This window comes from Streptomyces sp. CB01881, assembly GCF_002953255.1.
In the GTDB taxonomy this organism is placed as follows: Bacteria; Actinomycetota; Actinomycetes; order Streptomycetales; family Streptomycetaceae; genus Kitasatospora.
This window is the reverse complement of sequence record NZ_CP026498.1, coordinates 7,839,039-7,856,884: the sequence shown is the minus strand read 5'-3', so window position 1 is coordinate 7,856,884 and position 17,846 is coordinate 7,839,039. Positions and strand designations below refer to the sequence as shown.

The following is a 17,846-nucleotide window of genomic DNA, read 5'->3' as shown; positions in this document are numbered from 1 at the left end:
GAGCCCCTCACCGAGGCCGCCGACTGCTGGGTCGCCGAGGCCGGTGCGGGCCCTCCGGGCCGGCCGGAGGTCAGGCGCCCGGCGGGGCTTCGAGGCCGCGGGTGTAGTGGGCGGCGGCCAGGACGGAGGCCATCAACTCGGCGTCGAGGGCCGAGGCGTCGGCCAGCCGGGTCGCCGCCGCATGGGAGTTCAGCAGCGTCTTGGTGACGCGCAGGGATGCCTCGGGGCGACGGGTGATGGGCCGGGCCCACTCCTCCACGGCCCGGTCCAGGTCCTGCGCGGGGACGACCCGTTGCAGGATGGACAGGTCGCGCGCCTCCTCGGCGCCGACCCGGCGGCCGGTGAGGATGATCTCGCGGACCCGGGCCGCACCGACCTCGTTGAGCAGCCGGGGCAGCAGGCCGCCCCAGGCGACGGGCAGGCCGAGGGCGAGTTCGGGCAGCCGGAAGACGGCGGAGTCGGCGCCGACCCGCAGGTCGCAGGCGAGGGCCAGGGCGAACCCGGCACCGGTCGCCCGGCCCTGGACCCGCGCGATGGTGACGGCGGGGCTGTTGGTGAGGGCCTCACAGACCCGGCGGGCCTTGCCCCCGTAGCTCCGGACGCCGCCGCCGGTCGGGTCCTCGCCGAGCGCGGCGGCGAACTCGTCGCGGTCGCCGCCGAGGCAGAAGTCCGGGCCGGCGCCGGACAGCACGACGACGCGGACGTCCGGGTCCGGGTCGGCGAGGACGTCGAGGAGTTCGTCCAGCATGGCCGTGGTGACGGCGTTGCCCGTCCCGGGGCTGTCCAGCTCGACGTGGAGCACCGGGCCCCGGCGCTCGGCGCGGACCGTACGCGGTGCGGGCGCGGGCGCCGGTACGGGAGCGGGAACGGCGGGCTCCGGAGGGCGCGTCAGGAGGTAGGAGGGGTGCTTCGCATACTTCGGGTACTGGGCCGTCCGGGGGGAAACGTTCATGCGGCAACTCTCAGGGACGTCACGCGGTGGAAGACCATCCGGGGTGCGTACTCGGGAGGGCCCGCCGCCCGCAGGGTCGGGAAGCGCCGCAGCAACTGGCCGAGCAGGATGCGCGCCTCCAGCTTGGCCAGGCCCGCGCCGAGGCAGTAGTGGGCGCCGCCGCCGAAGGCGATGTGCGAGCCCTTGCGGAGGATGTCGAAGACCTGCGGGTCCGGGTTGCGGCGCGGATCGTGGTTGGCCGCGCCGTACATGACGTGGACCATGGTGTCCTTGGGCACGAACACCCCGGCCACCTCCGTGTCCTCGCCCGCGACGCGGCTGTTGAGACGGATCGGCGGGTCGTAGCGCAGGGCCTCCTCGATCGCGCCGTCGATGTGCTCCGGCCTGGCCCGCAGCCCCTCCCACGAACCGGGGGACCGGAGCAGCGACCACACCAGCGTGGAGAGCATCGTCGCCGTGGTCTCCAGCGAGGCGATGGTGACGAACATGGTGAGCTGGTAGACGATCCGGTCGGTGGCCTCGCGGTCGGACTCCAGCGCGTCCCAGGTGCGGATCCAGCCGGACACCACATCGTCGCCCGGGTTCTCCCGGCGGCCTTGGACGAGGTCGGTGAAGTACCGGCGCAGGTGGAGGGTCGCCTCCTCGGAGATCGCCAACTGGCTCTTGCTGGGGAGGAGTTCCTGGGCGTGCACCTGGTTGTGGGTCATATCCAGAATGTGCGCATAGTCCTCCGGCGCGATGTCCAGCCAGCGGCCGACGGTGTTGATCGGCAGCCGTTCGCTGACCAGGGAGGAGAGGTCGGCCTCGCCGTCGACGCGTATTCGCTCGGCCAGGCGGTCCAGCAGTGCGGTGACGTCGGCCTCGATGTGCGGCGCCATGTCCTGGAGGGTGTGCCGGTCGAAGAGGTTTCCGAGGCTGTGCCGCTGCCGGGTGTGCTCGGGGGCGTTGAGCCGGGAGAGCGTCCGGCTCATCTCCTGGGTGGCGACGGCGTGCCAGCGCTCGGTCTCGGTCTGCCGATCCTGCCAGGCGAAGTCGGGGACGAGCCAGTGCCGGCCGCGCAGGACCTGGTTGCACGCGTCGTAGCCGGTGACGAGGTACCCGCCCCAGGGTGCCGGGACGAGATCGCCCATCGCCCGCAGTTCGTCGTAGATCGGGAAGGGGCAGGCCAGCCCCTCGGCCGACCGGAGCCGCCGCAGCAGCGGCACCGCGGCACGGCGGTCGACGGTTGCGACGGTCGCGGTGCCAGTGCCGACGACGGCGGTGGCGGTGGCGGTGGCGACGGCACAGGACCCCGGGCTCTCGGGGCGGGCTCCCAACATGGCGGTCACACGAGGCTCCTCGGGGCTGGGCGGGCAGTACGGCGGCGACCTACCCGGCCCCGGGGCTCTCAAGCACCGATCGCTGTTGCCTGCGTCACATGCCGCACGGTTGCCGGACTCCGTTCACCAAAGGGTGGTTGACCGGAGTCCGGCAGCGCCCCGGCGCCCGGGCGCCCCGGTCAGAGCCGGAAGACGTCCAGGAAGGAGCTCCACCACCCCTTCTGCTTGGCCGGGGCCCGACCGGGGGCGGGCTCCGCAGCCGACGGCGACGGCGTCCCGGGGGCGGTGGCCGCCCCGCCGGCCGGACCGCCCGGTACGGCACCCGCACCCGCACCGCCGCCCGCGCCCGGGGTCCGGGTGAACGTCGGGCTGAACCGCACCGGCAGCGAGACCAGTCCGCGCTGGAACGGGCCCGGCCGCCACTCCACGCCCTGCGCGGGTACGGTGAGCGCCACGTCCGGAAGCGCGTTGAGCAGGCACTCGATCGCCGTCAGGGCGATCAGCTGGGCCGGGTTCTTCGCCGGGCACGCGTGCGGGCCGGCGCCCCAGGCCAGGTGGGCGCCCTTGCTGAGGGTCAGTCGGGCGTCGGTCAGCGCCGGGTCGCTGTTGGCGGCGGCGAAGCTGATCACCACCGGGCTGCCCGCGTCCATCAGCACCCCGCCCACCTCGACGTCGTGCATCGGGAAGTGCGTCGCGTAGTTGGCGATCGGCGGGTTGTTCCAGAGCACGTCGTCGATGGCGTCCTCGATCCGCAGGGCGCCCTGGCCGGACAGCAGCACGAGCAGTGCGTTGCCTATCAGGTTGCGCTCGGGCTCGACACCGGCCCCCATCAGCATGACCAGCTGGTCCTTGAGCTCCTCGTCCCGCAGGCCGGCCGGGTGCTGGACGAGCCACGAGGTGATGTCGTCGCCCGGCTGACGGCGCTTCAGCGCGACCAGGTCCATCAGGCAGGCGTTCAGCTCGTCGTTGGCCTGGATCACGTCCAGTCCGTCGAAGAGCGCGGACATGCTGCGGGTCAGCCGGTCGCCGATGTCGGCCGGGCAGCCGAAGAGCTGGTTGAACAGCAGCAGCGGCAGCAGCTTGGCGTAGTCGTTGATCAGGTCGGCCCGGCCCAGCCCGCTGAACTGGTCGATCAGGTAGCCGGCGATCCGCTCGACGTGCCGGTTGAGCCGGTTGTCGTTGAGCCGCTCCAGGCTCTCGGTGACGGCCTTGCGCAGCCGCAGGTGCTCGGTGCCGTCCGTGAAGAGGCAGTTCGGCCGGTAGAACATCATCGGCAGGACCGGGCTGTCCATTGGCACCCGCCCCTCGTTGAGCGCCGCCCAGCGCCGGGAGTCCCGGGCGAACAGCCCCGGGTTCTGCAGCACGCGCAGGGCGGCCTCGTGCGAGGTGACCAGGGTGGCGTCCACGCCCGGGGCCAGCTCCACCGAGGCGGCGTGGCCGTGGGCGCGCAGCTTGTCGTAGACCGCGCCGGGGTCGGACGAGAACGCCTCCCCGTACAGCGGCGTGCCCGAGCCGTGCATCGGGCAGCCCGGCGGAGGCAAGTGCGGGGCGGGTCGCTGCGGAGATTCCATGGGTCGTTCCTTGGAGGTGGCCCCGGGCGGGTGCGGCCCCGGGGGGCGTGACGGGGAAGGGGGGGTCAGGAGGCGCGTTCGAGCAGGTGCCGGACCAGGGTCAGCAGGGCGTCGGCGGACGACCGCTGGTCCCGCGCGTCGCAGAACACCACCGGTGTGTGCGGCAGCAGGTCCAGCGCCTCGCGCAGTTCGTCCTCGGTGTAGTCGCTCTGCCGGTCGAAGCTGTTGACCGCCACGGCGTACTCCAGGCCGTACTGCTCGATCAGGTCGATGACGGGGAAGGTGTCCGCGAGACGGGTCGGGTCGGCCAGCAGCAGCGCGCCCAGTGCCCCCCGCGCCATGTCCTCCCAGAGCTGCATGAAGCGCTGCTGGCCCGGCGTGCCGAACAGGTACAGCACCAGGTCGTCGCCGAGCGTCAGCCGGCCGAAGTCCAGGGCGACCGTGGTGGTCTTCTTGTCCGGCACCCCCCGGAGGTCGTCGACACCGGTGGACGCCTGCGTCATCTTCTCCTCGGTGCTCAGCGGAGCGATCTCCGACAGGGCGCCGATGAGCGTGGTCTTGCCGACCGCGAAGTGCCCCACGACGAGGATCTTGACCGCGGTCGTCACCGCGCCCGGGACGTAGATGTCCTCAGGCGAACCGGCGTTGGAGTCCATGCAGTACCTTCTCTAGAAGTCTCGGATCCGGGGCCTGGGCCGGTGGCGGGGTCGCCCTCCGCAGCAGCCGGCCCTCGCGGATCAGGTCCGTCAGCAGCAGCCGCACCACCCCCACCGGCAGCTCCAGACGGGCCGCGACCTCGGCCACCGAGAGATAGCCGCCGGAACACAGCTCCCAGATCGCCACGATCTCCGGGCTCGGACGGGCCGGGAGCTCCTGCTCGGGCGCGACGGTGACCAGGGTGATCAGGGAGAGGTCGTCCGCACTCGGTAATTCCCGGCCACCGGTGATGACGTAGGACCGGATGAAACCACCGGCGACCCGCTGCTCCTCGCCAGAAGCCGTCATGAGCCGCTGAGTGTGCTCTGGCGCGGCGCCGCCGTCATCGCCCGGCCGAGCGCGCCCACCTGCTGCTGCATCCGGAAGGACATCGCCTCCATGTCGACGTCGGGGGCGGTGGAGGCCGCGAGGTAGGCACCGCTGCCGGCCGCGATCAGGAAGATCCAGCCGTGGTCGTACTCCAGGAGGGTCTGGCGCCAGGCCCCGGCGCCGCCGCCGACGAACGGGGCGACCGCCCGGCTCAGCGACTGCATCGAGCTCATCGCGGCGGCGTTGGTCTCCGCCTCGTCCCGGCCGATGTCGCTGGACCGTTCGAGCAGGAGGCCGTCGGCGGAGACGAGGATGGCGTGCCGGGCGCCGGGCACCTGAAGTACGTCGTTGAGCACCCAGGACAGATCAGGGCTCACTGGATCTCGGTTCCTTCCGTGGTCATGGTGTCGCGCCCGGACAGCGTTCCGCGCTGGAACGCGCCGAGGCGGGACGCCGTGTTCCGGCCGGTGGTCCGCACCGGCTCGTCGGCGCGACCGGGGTCCTGCGGGTGCGGGACCACCGAGACGGCGCGCTGGCGGCGGCGCCTGGGCAACCGGCCGTCCGCGGTCGTCTCCGGTTCCGCCGCCTCCGGGTCGGCCGGTACCGGGGCCAGGGCGGCCGGGATGGCCGGGGTGGCCGGGGTGGCCGGGGCCTGCTCGGGCAGCGACACGAGCCGCTGCGCGGGGGCCTGCGCCCGGACCTGTCCGGGCTGCTCCTCGGGCTCGCCCCGGTACTCGGCGTACTCGGTGGCCACCGGGGCCTGGGGCGCGACCTCGCTGCTGAGCAACTCGGTCGGCAGGAGCACCACGGCCCGGACGCCGCCGTACGGGGAGACCGAGTCGACGGAGACCCGGAAGCCGTAGCGGGCGGCCAGCATGCCGGAGACCGCGAAGCCGAACTTCGGGGGGTTGCCCAGGCTGGTGAGGCTGATCGGGGCGCCGGGGTTCAGGAGCGCGGCCGCGCGGTCCTTCTCCTCCTGGCCCATGCCGAGGCCGGCGTCGTCGATGATCAGGCAGACGCCGGTCGGGACGGCCTGGACGCTGATCTCCACCGGGGTGTCCGGGGCGGAGTAGTTGGTCGCGTTGGCCAGCAGCTCGGCCAGCACGACGGCGACCGGCTCGACGACCTGGCTGGCGAGCGAGACGCTGACCTGGGAGTGGATCCGCACCCGGTCGAAGTGCCGGATCCGGCCCTGGGCGCTGCGGGCCACGTCGTAGACCGAGGCGACGCTCTCCCGGCGGCCCAGCCAGCCGCCGCAGAGCACCGCGATGCCCTGGGCACGGCGGCCGAACTGGCTGTTCGCGTGGTCGACCAGCATCAGGTCGGCCAGGATCTGCGGGCTGTCGCCGTACTTGCGCTGCACCTTGTCGATGACGATCTGCTGCTCGTCGGCCAGGCCCTGCAGGGTCCGCATCGCGGCCTTGAGGACTGCTTTGGTGTCCTCCTCCGCGTCCTGGCGGACCACCGCGAGCTCGGCCGCGTGCTGGCTCTGCAGACGTGCGTTCAGCGCGCCGAGATCCTCGCGCTGCCGCTGAGCCACAGCGCCCGCTTCCTCAAGGGAAACGTTCCGCCTGCGCAGGGCGAGGTTCGTCCTGCGGGCCTGGAGGGCCGCTGCGACGGCTGCGAGCATCACTGCGATAAAGACCCAGAAAAAGGGTTCCTGCACAAATGACGTCATGAAACTCTCTTCAGGTGGCATCGCGTCAGGAGCAGGTCCGGGCCGTCCCGCGCGATGAGGACTGGCGGCCTGCGCCCCTCCGAAAGACACCTGTCGTTCCAGCACATCGGTGGAGCTCTTCCGGCACGGGACCTGCGGCGGCGCCTATCGCGGGGTTAGCCTACTGCAACTCTTGGCATGTCAGAACAGTTGTCAAACAGGGCAGTTGGGGCGAAACTCCGCCACCCGCCGACACCTCGACGCGGAAATACCGGACGTTTTGACGCAGCGTTAACCCATCCCTCACACGCAGGCCATGAAACGACCCGTACACGGAGTGATCGCGCCGTCACTCTCCGCCCGCGAACCGGCCCCCCGGGGGCCCGGCTTGCCTTTCCGGACCCCGGTCCGGCCCTTCCGGGGGCCCCGATCTGCCCTTCCGGCCCCCGGTCCGGCCCTTCCGGACCCCGCCCCGGCCCTTCCGGGCCCGGACACGACGACGGCGGGGCCGCGTCCGAAGACGCGACCCCGCCGCTCGGGCTGCCCGGGTTCCCGGCCGTCAGCGCATCGAACCCGTGCGGAGCAGGGTGCGGATGACGCGCATCGCGACCGAGAGGCTGGACAGCTCGTAGTTGTCCGAACCCCTTATGTCGTCGAGCGTGCTCTTGGCACGGTTCAGCAGCGTCCCGTTGAGCTCCGCCCAGGCGGTGTACCGCTCCTCGGGGGTGGCGCCCTCGGGGCCGCAGGCCAGGATGTCGGCGGTCAGGGCCGCGTGGGCCGCGAAGAGGTCCTCGCGGATGGCGGCGCGGGCCATCGACGACCAGCGGTCGGTACGGGGCAGCTCGATGATGCGGTCGAGCAGGTGGGTGATCTGGAGGCGGTCGGCGAGGTCGTAGTACAGCTCGGCGACCTCGGCGACGTCCTTGCCGGACCGGTCCGCGACCTCGGTGATGTCCAGGGTCGGGAAGGTCGAGGAGAGACCCGCGATCCGGTTGGCCAGGGCCTCCGGGACGCCGGCGCCGGCCAGCTCGTTGTAGACCGACTCGAACCAGGCCAGGTCCTCACCGCGCAGCGGCTTGGGCAGCGAGCCCCAGACCTGGTTGACCCGGTCGTGGAAGAACTCGATGGTGCCGGCGATGTCGAGCGGCTGGCGGCGGTTGTTGAGCATCCACCGGGTGGCGCGCTCGACGAGCCGGCGCGAGTGCAGCCGCATCTTGGTCTGGGCACGGGCGGGGACCTGGTTGTCCAGGGCCTCGATCTCGGACCAGATCTCCTCCAGGCCGAAGACGGCCCGCGCGGCGGTGTGCGTCCGGGCGATCTCCTCGTACGTGGCGCCGGTCTCCTCCTTCAGCCGGAAGGCGAAGGTGCAGCCACCACGGTTGATCGTGTCGTTGACGATCAGCGTGGTGACGATCTCGCGGCGCAGCGCGTGGCTGTCGATCGCCTCGGCGAACTTCGCCCGCAGCGCGCTCGGGAAGTACTCGTGCAGCGCGGTGCGGAAGAACGGGTCGTCCGGCAGCTCGGTGGCGAGCAGCTCGTCGGCCAGGGTGATCTTGGTGTAGGCGAGCAGCACCGACAGCTCGGGCTGGGAGAGGCCCCGGCCGTTCTGCTGGCGCTCGCGGATCTGCCGCTCGGCGGGCAGGAACTCCAGCGCCCGGTCGAGCTGGCCGTCCCGCTCCAGCCGGTTGATCATCCGGGAGTGGACGTTGACCATGCTGGTCGCCTGGGCGACCGCGTTGGCCAGCACCACGTTCTGCGCGTAGTTGTTGCGCAGCACCAGGTGGCCGACCTCGTCGGTCATCTCCGCCAGCAGGGCGTTGCGCTGCTTGACCGTCATGTCGCCGTCGCCGACGACCTGGTTGAGCAGGATCTTGATGTTCACCTCGTGGTCCGAGGTGTCCACGCCGGCCGAGTTGTCGATGGCGTCGGTGTTGATCCAGCCGCCGGCGCCCTGCAGGCCGCCGGTGGCCGCGTACTCGATGCGGCCGAGCTGGGTGCAGCCGAGGTTCCCGCCCTCGCCGATGACCCGGGCCCGGACCTGCTCGCCGTTGACGCGGATGGCGTCGTTGGCCTTGTCGCCGACCTCGGCGTTGGTCTCGGCCGAGGCCTTGATGTAGGTGCCGATGCCGCCGTTCCAGAACAGGTCGACGGGCGCCTGGAGGACGGCCTTCATCAGCTCGGCCGGGGTGAGCCGGGCGTCCTCGATGCCGAGCGCGGCCCGGACCTGCGGGCTGAGCTGGATCGACTTGGCGCTGCGCGGGAAGACGCCGCCGCCCGCCGAGATCAGCGACTTGTCGTAGTCGTCCCACGAGCTGCGCGGCAGGTCGAAGAGGCGGCGGCGCTCGGCGTACGAGGCGGCCGCGTCCGGGTTGGGGTCGAGGAAGATGTGCCGGTGGTCGAAGGCGGCGACCAGGCGGATGTGCTCGCTGAGCAGCATGCCGTTGCCGAAGACGTCACCGGACATGTCGCCGATGCCGACGACGGTGAAGTCCTCGGTCTGGGTGTCGTGGCCCAGCTCGCGGAAGTTGCGCTTGACCGACTCCCAGGCACCGCGGGCGGTGATGCCCATGCCCTTGTGGTCGTAGCCGGCCGAGCCGCCGGAGGCGAACGCGTCGCCCAGCCAGAAGCCGTACGACTCGGCGACGCCGTTGGCGATGTCGGAGAAGGTCGCGGTGCCCTTGTCGGCGGCGACGACCAGGTAGGTGTCGTCCTCGTCGTGGCGGACCACGTCGGCCGGGTGGACGACCGCGCCGCCGACCAGGTTGTCGGTGATGTCCAGCAGCGCCGAGATGAACGTCTTGTAGGACGAGATGCCCTCGGCCAGCCAGGCGTCCCGGTCCACCGACGGGTCCGGCAGCTGCTTGGCGACGAAGCCGCCCTTGGCGCCGACCGGCACGATGACGGTGTTCTTCACCATCTGCGCCTTGACCAGGCCGAGGATCTCGGTGCGGAAGTCCTCACGCCGGTCGGACCAGCGCAGGCCACCGCGGGCGACCTTGCCGAAGCGCAGGTGCACGCCCTCGACCTGCGGCGAGTAGACCCAGATCTCGAACGCCGGGCGCGGGGCCGGCAGGTCCGGGATGGCCTTCGGGTCGAACTTCATCGACACGTAGGAGTGCCACGCGCCCGAGCCGTCGTGCTGGAAGAAGTTGGTCCGCAGGGTGGCCTTGATGAGGTGCAGGAAGGAACGCAGGATGCGGTCCTCGTCCAGCGAGACGACCTCGTCCAGCGCGCCGGACAGCTCCTCCACGATGCCTTCGGTCAGCTCGGCGGAGCCCTGCTGGTGGCTGGGGCTCAGCCGGGCCTCGAAGAGGTTGACCAGCAGACGGGTGGTGTGGGTGTTGTTGCGGAGCGCGTCCTCCATGTAGTCCTGGGAGAACGTGGAGCCCGCCTGGCGCAGGTACTTGGCGTACGCGCGCAGCATCATCGCCTGGCGCCAGGTCAGCCCGGCGGTCAGCACCAGCTCGTTGAAGCCGTCGTTCTCGGCCAGGCCGGTCCAGGTGGCGGCGAAGGTCTCCTGGAAGCGGTCGCGCGCCTCGTCGGTCAGCTCGACGGCCTCGCGCAGCCGCAGGCCGAAGTCGTACACCCAGGCCGTGCTCTGGTCCGAGCGGGTCAGCGCGTACGGGTGCTCGTCGAGCACCTCGACGCCCAGGCGCTGGAGGACCGGCAGGACCTCGGTGAGCGAGATCGGGCCGCCGACCCGGTAGATCTTGAAGCGGCGCTCGTCGTCGCCCGCGCCGACCGGCTGGTACAGGTTGAGGCGGAAGTCGCCCTCGCCGTGCAGCGACTCGATCTGCTTGAGGTCGGCGACGGCGGTGCGCGCGGTGAAGTCGGCGCGGTAGCCGTCCGGGAAGGCGTTGGCGTACTTGCGGGACAGCTCGGCGGCCCGCTCCTCGCCCAGCTCCAGGTGCAGCTGGTCGTTGAAGCCGTCCATCCAGAACCGGGCGGCCTCGGCGAGCTTGCCCTCGATCCGCTCGATCTCGGCGTCGGTCAGGTGCGGCAGCTCGCTGCCGGGGGTGACCCGGACGACGAAGTGCAGACGGGTCAGCACGGACTCCGTCGACCAGACCGTGTAGTCGATCGAGGCGCCGTTGAGCTCCTGCATCAGGATGTCCATCAGGCGCAGCCGGATGCGGGTGGTGTAGCGGTCGCGCGGCAGGTAGACCAGCGCGGAGAAGTAGCGCCCGTACTCGTCCTGGCGCAGGAACAGCCGCAGCCGGCGGCGCTCCTGCAGGTAGAGCACGCTGGTGGCGATCTGGAGCAGCTCGGCGGCCGGGGTCTGGAAGATCTCGTCCCGGGGGAAGGTCTCCAGGATCTGCAGCAGGTCGCGGCCGTCGTGGCTCTCGGTGGAGAAGCCGGAGCTGGCGATGACGTCCTGGACCTTGCGGCGGACGACGGGGATGCGGCTGACCGACTCGGTGTAGGCGGCGGCCGAGAAGAGGCCGAGGAAGCGGCGCTCGCCGACGACCTCGCCGTTGGCGTCGAACTTCTTCACGCCGACGTAGTCGAGGTAGGCCGGGCGGTGCACGGTGGCGCGGCTGTTGGCCTTGGTGAGGACGAGCAGCTTCTTCTCGTGCGCCTTGGCGCGCACCGGCGCGGAGAGCCGGCCGAAGGCCTCGCTGACCGGGTGGTGGTCGTCGTCGTGGCTGAGCGGGTCGGAGCGCAGGATGCCCAGGCCGGTGCCGGCGACGGCCTTCAGGACCTCCTCGCCCTCGTGCTCGACCAGGTCGTACTCGCGGTAGCCGAGGAACGTGAAGTGGTCGTCGGCGAGCCAGCGCATCAGCTCCCAGGCCTCGCCGACCTCCTGCTCGGGCAGGTGGGCCGGGGGCTCCTCGGCGAGCTCGTCGGCGAGCCGGAGCGCGGAGTCGCGCATCTTCGACCAGTCCTCGACGACCTCGCGGACGTCGCCGAGCACGCGGCGCAGGTTGGTCTCGATCGAGCGGAGGTCCTCGCGGTCGGTCTCGCGGTCGATCTCGATGTGCATCCACGACTCGACCACGGCGTCGGCGGGCCACTCGGCGCCGGCGGCCTGGCTGCGGGCGCAGGCGTCGATGTCCAGGATCTCCAGCAGCTTGCCGGTGATGTCACGGCGGACGACCAGCTGGGGGTGGATCACGATGTGGATGCCGCGGTCCTGGCGGGACAGCTCGTTGGTGACCGAGTCGACCAGGAAGGACATGTCGTCGGTGACGACCTCGACCACGGTGTGGCCGCAGGACCAGCCGTTCTCCTCGACCGAGGGGGTGTGCACCCGCACCTCGGCGGTGCCCTGCGGGCGCTTGAGCCCGAGCCGGTAGTGCGAGGCGGCCGCGCCGTACACGTCGACCGGGTCGCGGTCGACCAGGTCCTCGGCCGCGGTGTGGAGGTAGTAGTGGTGCAGGTACGCGGTCAGAGCGCCGTTGCTCAGCCCCTCACCCGGCGCCGCTCCCCCCACCTGGCTGTTCTCAGCGGCTGCTGCTGCCTTCGTGAGCAGTTCGGCCTTGGCTGCGTCCAGCTTGGTCTGCATGACTTCTTGGCTCCTGTCGCGCGCCGTTGCGTGACTCGGTGGTGTGTGGATGTGCACCGCCGGGTCCACCGCAATCCTGCCGCACCGACCGACTGAAAGGCCTTCATGGCACGCATGAAACACCTCTGCAGCGGGTAGGACGAGACGTTCGGCCTGCAGCACCCGACGACGCCAGCCAGCCTAACGGGCGGATTTGAAGGTGTCAGGGGACAGGGAGGCACAATCCTGTAGGAAGATCCCTCCGTCCTGGACACCATGTCCAAACCGGCCGGTCATGTTCGCCATCAGCCGGAACGTGTTCACCCAGGGCCGGGTGGCGTTCACGCTCAGCCCATGTGCGGATGGCCGTAGGCGGTCGGCGGGACGAAGGTCTCCTTGATCGACCGGGCCGAGGTCCAGCGCAGCAGGTTCTGCGCGGCGCCCGCCTTGTCGTTGGTGCCCGACGCCCGGCCGCCGCCGAACGGCTGCTGGCCGACCACCGCGCCGGTCGGCTTGTCGTTGATGTAGAAGTTGCCCGCCGCGAAGCGCAGCTCCTCCACCGCGCGGGCGATGGCGTAACGGTCCTGCGCGATCACCGCGCCGGTCAGCCCGTACGGCGCGCCGGAGTCGACCCGGCCCAGCACGTCCTCCCAGCGGGCGTCCTCGTAGACGTGCACGGCCAGGATCGGTCCGAAGTACTCGGTCCGGAACATCTCGTTGCGGTGGTCCGAGGAGACCAGCACGGTCGGGCGGACGAACCAGCCGATCGCGTCGTCGTACTGGCCGCCGGCCACCAGCTCCACCGTCGGGTCGGCCTTGGCCCGCTCGATCGCGTCCCGGTTCTTCTCGAAGGCGCGCCGGTCGATCAGCGCGCCCATGAAGTTGGAGAGGTCGGTGACGTCGCCGACGGCCAGCGCGTCCACCTCGGCCAGGAAGTCGTCCTTGATCCTCTGCCAGAGGCTGCGCGGCAGGTAGGCACGGGAGAGCGCCGAGCACTTCTGGCCCTGGTACTCGAAGGCGCCGCGGATCAGCGCGGTCTTCAGGATCTCCGGGTCGGCCGAGCGGTGGGCCAGCAGGAAGTCCTTGCCGCCGGTCTCGCCGACGATCCGCGGGTACGTCCGGTAGCCGCCGATGTTGGCGCCGATGGTCTGCCAGAGGGACTGGAAGGTGGCGGTCGAGCCGGTGAAGTGCAGCCCGGCCAGGGCGGGGTCGGCCAGCGCCACCGCGGAGAGCTGCCGGCCGTCGCCGGTCACCAGGTTGATCACCCCGGGCGGCAGGCCGGCCGCCTCCAGCAGCCGCATCAGGTGGTGGGCGGCCAGCGTCTGGGTCGGCGCCGGCTTCCAGACCACGGTGTTGCCCATCAGCGCGGGCGCGGTCGGCAGGTTGCCGGCGATCGCGGTGAAGTTGAACGGGGTGACCGCGTAGACGAAGCCCTCCAGCGGGCGGTGGTCGGTCCGGTTCCACACCCCGGGCGAGGAGACCGGCTGCTCGGCCAGGATCCGGCGGGCGAAATGCACGTTGAACCGCCAGAAGTCGATCAGCTCGCAGGCGGAGTCGATCTCGGCCTGCTGCGCCGTCTTGGACTGGCCCAGCATGGTGGCCGCGTTGAGCGTCTCCCGCCACGGCCCGGCGAGCAGGTCGGCGGCGCGCAGGAAGACCGCCGCGCGGTCGTCGAAGGAGAGCGAACGCCACTCCCGCCCGGCCGCCAGTGCCGCGTCCACCGCCGCCCGGGCGTCCTCCCGGGTGGCGTTGCCGAGGACACCGAGCTTGGCGGCGTGGTGGTGCGGCTGGACGACGTCGATCCGCTCGCCGCCGCCGAAGCGCTGCTCACCGCCGATGGTCATCGGCAGCGGGACCTGCTCCGCGGCCAGCTCGTCCAGCCGGCGCACCAGCCGGGCCCGCTCCGGACTGCCGGGCGCGTAGCCGTGCACCGGCTCGTTGCCCGGGACCGGGACCTGGGTGACTGCGTCGATGGGCATGGCGGCTCCGCTCGTCCTGGTGACCCGGCCCACGGCGGCCCGGTGTCAATCCAGACTGACCAGCGGGAGGCCGGTTCGCCCGTTCAGACACGCCACCGGCGGACGTGGTTCACGCCACGCCCGGGGCGGTCCGGGGGGCCCGCCTGCCGGCCGTCGGCCGCCCGCGGCGGTCGGGTGCCTCAGCCCGCCAGGCGCCCGGCCAGCTCGACCGCCTCCGCCAGGCTGTCCACCACCGGGACGCCGACCGGCTCCAGCTTCTCCCGGCTGTGCGAGCCGCCGGTGTACAGCACCGCGTGCGCCCCCGCGTTCAGCGCCGCCAGCGCGTCGTCCGCGGCGTCGCCGATCAGCACCGTACGGGCCGGGTCCACGTGCTCGCCGAGCGCGACCAGGTGCCGGGTCAGGTGCTCCGCCTTCTGGCCGCCGGACGGGCCGCTGCGGCCGTCCACCCGGAGGAAGTGGCGGGTCAGACCGAAGGCGTCGACCACCGGCAGCAGCTTCTCGTGGTCGTACATCGACAGCAGGGACTGGCTGTGCCCGGCCGCCTCCCAGCCGGTCAGCAGCTCCACGGCCCCGTCGGTCAGGCCGCAGGCCGCGCTCAGCTCCCGGTAGTGGTCGTGGAAGGCGTCGTCCAGCAGCAGCCACTCGGCCTCGGAGGGCATCCGGCCGAGCAGGCGCTGGTAGAAGCGGGGGATCGGGATCTCGTACTGCGCCCGGTACTCCTCCAAGGTCATCGGCGCGATGCCGACGGTCGCGAACGCGGCGTTGCTCGCTCCGAGCACCGCCTCCATGTCGTGGAAGAGCGTGCCGTTCCAGTCCCAGACGATATGAGTGCGCACGCAGGGAACGGTAACCCCGGCCACCGACAGGCCGGTAGGACGGGGCTCACGCAGGACGGGCGCCGGCGCGCGGCGCCCGGCGGCTCAGGCCAGCAGGGCGGGGATCTCCTGGGTGGCGAACCAGAGCAGGTCGTGGTCCTCCGCGCCGTCCACGGTGAACTGGGCGTCCTGGTCGCCCGCGTCGGCCGCCCGGACCGCGGCCACCGCCGCCTCGACGTCCGTGACCACCTCCTGGTCGGCCACGTCCGCGTGCACCGCGGCCGCCTTCGCCAGCCGCACCGGGCCGGCCAGCACCACGCGGCCCAGCGAGGCCTGGTCCTGGTACTCGTCGCCGGGGAACGGCTCGACCGCGGAGTCGGCGACGTCCAGCGCCACCACCACCCGGCGGCGCGGCGCGTCCGGGTCGGCGGCCAGCAGGCGCAGCGAGGACTGGGCGGCCCGGTTGAGCGCCGCGTACTCCAGCTCCTCAAGGTCGTCGCTGACGTACCACTCGCGCAGGGCGGGGGTCACCGCGTACGCCGCGGACTGCTCCAGGGCGCCGCCCGGGTGCGCCGCCGCCAGGCCGGTCAGGGTGGTGGGCACGTACACGCGCATGGGTGGCACTCTCCGGTTCGTCCAGCGGCACAGCTTCCAGCGCCCCCAAGAATAAGCGCCGGGACGGCGCCCGTGATCACGCGCTCGCCTCCGCCCGCGCCCCCCGCGCCGGGTGCGCGCCGGGCGGCGCGGCCCGGCGGTGCCGGTCGGGACCGGCGCCCGGCCCGGCCGGCGGCCGGGGGCCGCCCGGTGAACAGCGGGGTCACGCCCTCGGCCCGGGACCGCCCGCCCGGCCGCGGACGGCTCACCGGACCCCGTCCAGGGCCGCCCGGCTGCTCTGCAGCGCGCTCTCCAGCACCGCGCCGCGGCGGGCCGGGTCCATCATGTTCGGCCCCATCACCGCCAGGTCGGCCAGGGTCGGCGCGAGCAGGTACACCCGGACCCCGCTCTCCCGCAGCATCCGGGCCTCGCGCAGCAGCTGCCGGGTGACCGCCCGGCGGTAACGGCCGACCAGCTGGGCGAGCACCCCGCGCGGGCGGTCCCGGGCACGCCACTCGCGCAGCCCCGCCAGAGTGCCCCGGCCGGCGCCCCCGGACGACCTGGTGCGGCCGCCGGGGTTCAGCCGCAGGCCCATCGGGGCGAGCACGAAGACCTCGTCCAGGCCGCGTCCGAGCATCAGGTCGGCGTTGGTGGCGGACCAGCAGCCGCCGTCCACGTACGCGGAGCCGTCCACCCGGACCGGGGCGAACCAGCCCGGGATCGAGCAGGAGGCCATCACGGCCTCGGCGACCGCCGCGGGCGGCGCGTCCGGGTCGCCGAAGACCACCCGGTGGCCGCCGTGGTAGTCCACCGCGGCCACCCGCAACGGCGAGCCGCCCGGGAAGCCGTCCGCGCCGAGCAGGCCGCGCACCAGGTCCCCGACGGCCGTCAGCGAGCCGCGGCCGTGCGGCGCCACCGCCGAGACCATGGTCAGCAGCGGGTACTCGCGCGGGTGCCGCACGGCGGCCCGGAGCAGGCCCGGCGAGCCGATGCCCGCGCGCGGCCGCGGGGGCAGGGCGCCGCCGACCGCCGTGTCGTAGTCGAAGTCCACCCCGGCCAGCGGGCCCGTGGTGACGGGCAGGCCGCACTGGTGGTCGCGGAGCTGGTCGGCGCGGACCCCGCCGGCCAGCATCGCGCCGAGGATCGCGCCCGCCGACGTGCCGAGGACCACGTCGGCGTCTCCGGGCTGCCAGCCGACCGCCTCCTCGACGGCGCAGAGCGCGCCGACCGTCCACGCCGCGCCGAGCATCCCGCCACCGCCCAGGACCAGCCCGCGCCGGGGGGCTCCCTCCGCGGGGCACGGCGCCGCTGCCCGTGTCTCCGATACCCGTGTCGTCATGCAGGCCGCCTGTCGTCGTCGGGGCGGTTGTCGTCCGTGCCCGGGAGGTCGTTCGTGTCGCGGTTGTCGTTCGTGTCGCGGTTGTCGTCCGTGCCCGGGGCCGGCCGCAGCCTCGTCCGTTCCGGTGCCTCCGTGACTGCGGTCCGGGATCCGGTCCCGGCCCGGGTCCAGACTCCGATCGTGCGTGCCGACCGGCCGGCGGCGCAACGCCACGCCCTGACCCTGCCACCCGTCCCGGCGGACCCGACCGTCCCCTTTCGGGCCTTCCCACCCGGCCCCGCACGTCAACCGCGTGCCCGTCGCGCGGTCCCGCCGCCCTTCGCCACACTGGTCGCATCACCCGGATAGGTGAACTTTCGGACGGGCCGGGGAGGGCCGGGAACCCGCTTGCCGCCCCGTGCGAGGCACGACTACCAAGGGCTCGTCCGTACTCGTACCACCTGCTCCGGGGAGTGCTGCATGACCGTCCGCCCAACCCCCACCGGCCCCGTTCCGGCCGGCCCCGTCCCTGCCGGGCCGCACCCCGCGGGACCGCACCACGGCGCCCGCGCCGGCCGGACCACCCAGCCGCCGGCCCGGCCGCGCACCACCGCGCGGACGTGCCACCACCCGCCCGCCGGCCGGCGGCCGCGCCACCCCCGGGCCGCGTGCGCCACGCCCGGCACCTCCGCCGCCGCCCCCGGCGTCCGCAGCGGGCTGAGCACCCGCTTCGCCCACCAGCTGGTCGAGGTGCTCACCGGCGCGCGGCCGTCCGGCCAGCTGATGCGCCACACCACACTCGACGGCTACGGCCAGCTCGCCTCGCTCGTCCGCGCGGGCACGCTGCGACGCGGCGGAACCGCGGACCGGCCCCGGCTCGGCCCGGTGCACGACAGATCGCCCTCCCCCGACGCCATCGAGGCGTGCGTGCGGGTCGACCTCGGCAGCCGGCACCACATGGTGGCGTTCCGGCTGGAGCTGCGCGGGGCCGCCGGGCAGTGGCAGTGCACCGCCGTGGAGGCCCGATGAGCACGGCCCTGCGGCCACGACCGGCCCCCGCGGCCCCGGCCCGCACGACCCCGGCGCCCGCCCCCGCCCCCGCCCCCGCAACGGCACAGGGCGCCACCCCC

At 72.8% G+C, this 17,846-nt stretch carries 13 protein-coding genes; 1 reads left to right on the top strand and 12 read right to left on the bottom strand.

The genetic code is table 11. The features are described from left to right. Positions 1 to 70 precede the first annotated feature (70 nt). The 12 genes from C2142_RS24320 to C2142_RS24265 all read right to left on the bottom strand — a co-directional run bounded on the left by C2142_RS24320 (position 71) and on the right by C2142_RS24265 (position 16,662). Positions 71 to 952: an enoyl-CoA hydratase/isomerase family protein gene (locus C2142_RS24320; RefSeq protein ID WP_148644600.1), complete on the bottom strand. Its 882-nt coding sequence runs from the start codon at positions 950 to 952 to the stop codon at positions 71 to 73. Further along, positions 949 to 2,082, bottom strand: coding sequence for a cytochrome P450 (locus C2142_RS24315; protein WP_174315732.1), 1,134 nt, complete (start codon positions 2,080 to 2,082; stop codon positions 949 to 951). Before C2142_RS24315 ends, C2142_RS24320 begins: the two co-directional genes overlap by 4 nt. 368 nt (positions 2,083 to 2,450) lie before the next feature. Then, a complete protein-coding gene (locus tag C2142_RS24310; RefSeq protein WP_241002750.1) occupies positions 2,451 to 3,842 on the bottom strand; it encodes a cytochrome P450 in 1,392 nt (463 codons plus the stop codon). A 65-nt stretch (positions 3,843 to 3,907) separates the two neighbouring features. Then, the gene (locus C2142_RS24305) at positions 3,908 to 4,498 is read right to left on the bottom strand and encodes an ATP/GTP-binding protein (RefSeq protein WP_148644599.1); all 591 of its coding nucleotides are present in this window, start codon (positions 4,496 to 4,498) and stop codon (positions 3,908 to 3,910) included. Then, positions 4,473 to 4,847, bottom strand: a complete 375-nt coding sequence (locus tag C2142_RS24300; RefSeq protein ID WP_148644598.1) for a DUF742 domain-containing protein — start codon at positions 4,845 to 4,847, stop codon at positions 4,473 to 4,475. The genes C2142_RS24305 and C2142_RS24300 overlap by 26 nt, the downstream gene beginning before the upstream one ends. Continuing rightward, positions 4,844 to 5,245 (bottom strand): roadblock/LC7 domain-containing protein, encoded by a 402-nt coding sequence (locus C2142_RS24295; RefSeq protein WP_148644597.1) that lies wholly within the window; start codon positions 5,243 to 5,245, stop codon positions 4,844 to 4,846. Before C2142_RS24295 ends, C2142_RS24300 begins: the two co-directional genes overlap by 4 nt. Beyond that, positions 5,242 to 6,546 carry an ATP-binding protein gene (locus C2142_RS24290; protein ID WP_148644596.1) on the bottom strand — a complete coding sequence of 435 codons (1,305 nt, stop codon included), beginning with the start codon at positions 6,544 to 6,546 and terminating at the stop codon, positions 5,242 to 5,244. The genes C2142_RS24295 and C2142_RS24290 overlap by 4 nt, the downstream gene beginning before the upstream one ends. Before the next feature lie 538 nt (positions 6,547 to 7,084). Then, positions 7,085 to 12,031, bottom strand: coding sequence for an NAD-glutamate dehydrogenase (locus C2142_RS24285; RefSeq protein WP_148644595.1), 4,947 nt, complete (start codon positions 12,029 to 12,031; stop codon positions 7,085 to 7,087). 326 nt (positions 12,032 to 12,357) lie between these two features. After that, positions 12,358 to 13,983, bottom strand: a complete 1,626-nt coding sequence (gene pruA / locus C2142_RS24280) for an L-glutamate gamma-semialdehyde dehydrogenase (RefSeq protein WP_148644991.1) — start codon at positions 13,981 to 13,983, stop codon at positions 12,358 to 12,360. A 185-nt stretch (positions 13,984 to 14,168) separates the two neighbouring features. Beyond that, entirely contained in the window at positions 14,169 to 14,825 is a 657-nt protein-coding gene (locus C2142_RS24275) for an HAD family hydrolase (protein ID WP_148644594.1), read from the bottom strand. An 84-nt stretch (positions 14,826 to 14,909) separates the two neighbouring features. After that, a complete protein-coding gene (locus tag C2142_RS24270; RefSeq protein WP_148644593.1) occupies positions 14,910 to 15,419 on the bottom strand; it encodes a hypothetical protein in 510 nt (169 codons plus the stop codon). A gap of 244 nt (positions 15,420 to 15,663) precedes the next feature. Further along, positions 15,664 to 16,662 (bottom strand): patatin-like phospholipase family protein, encoded by a 999-nt coding sequence (locus C2142_RS24265; RefSeq protein WP_277347342.1) that lies wholly within the window; start codon positions 16,660 to 16,662, stop codon positions 15,664 to 15,666. A gap of 534 nt (positions 16,663 to 17,196) precedes the next feature. Between C2142_RS24265 and C2142_RS41695 the strand changes: the two genes are divergently transcribed. Then, positions 17,197 to 17,745: an Rv3235 family protein gene (locus C2142_RS41695; protein WP_148644591.1), complete on the top strand. Its 549-nt coding sequence runs from the start codon at positions 17,197 to 17,199 to the stop codon at positions 17,743 to 17,745. Positions 17,746 to 17,846: the final 101 nt, after the last annotated feature.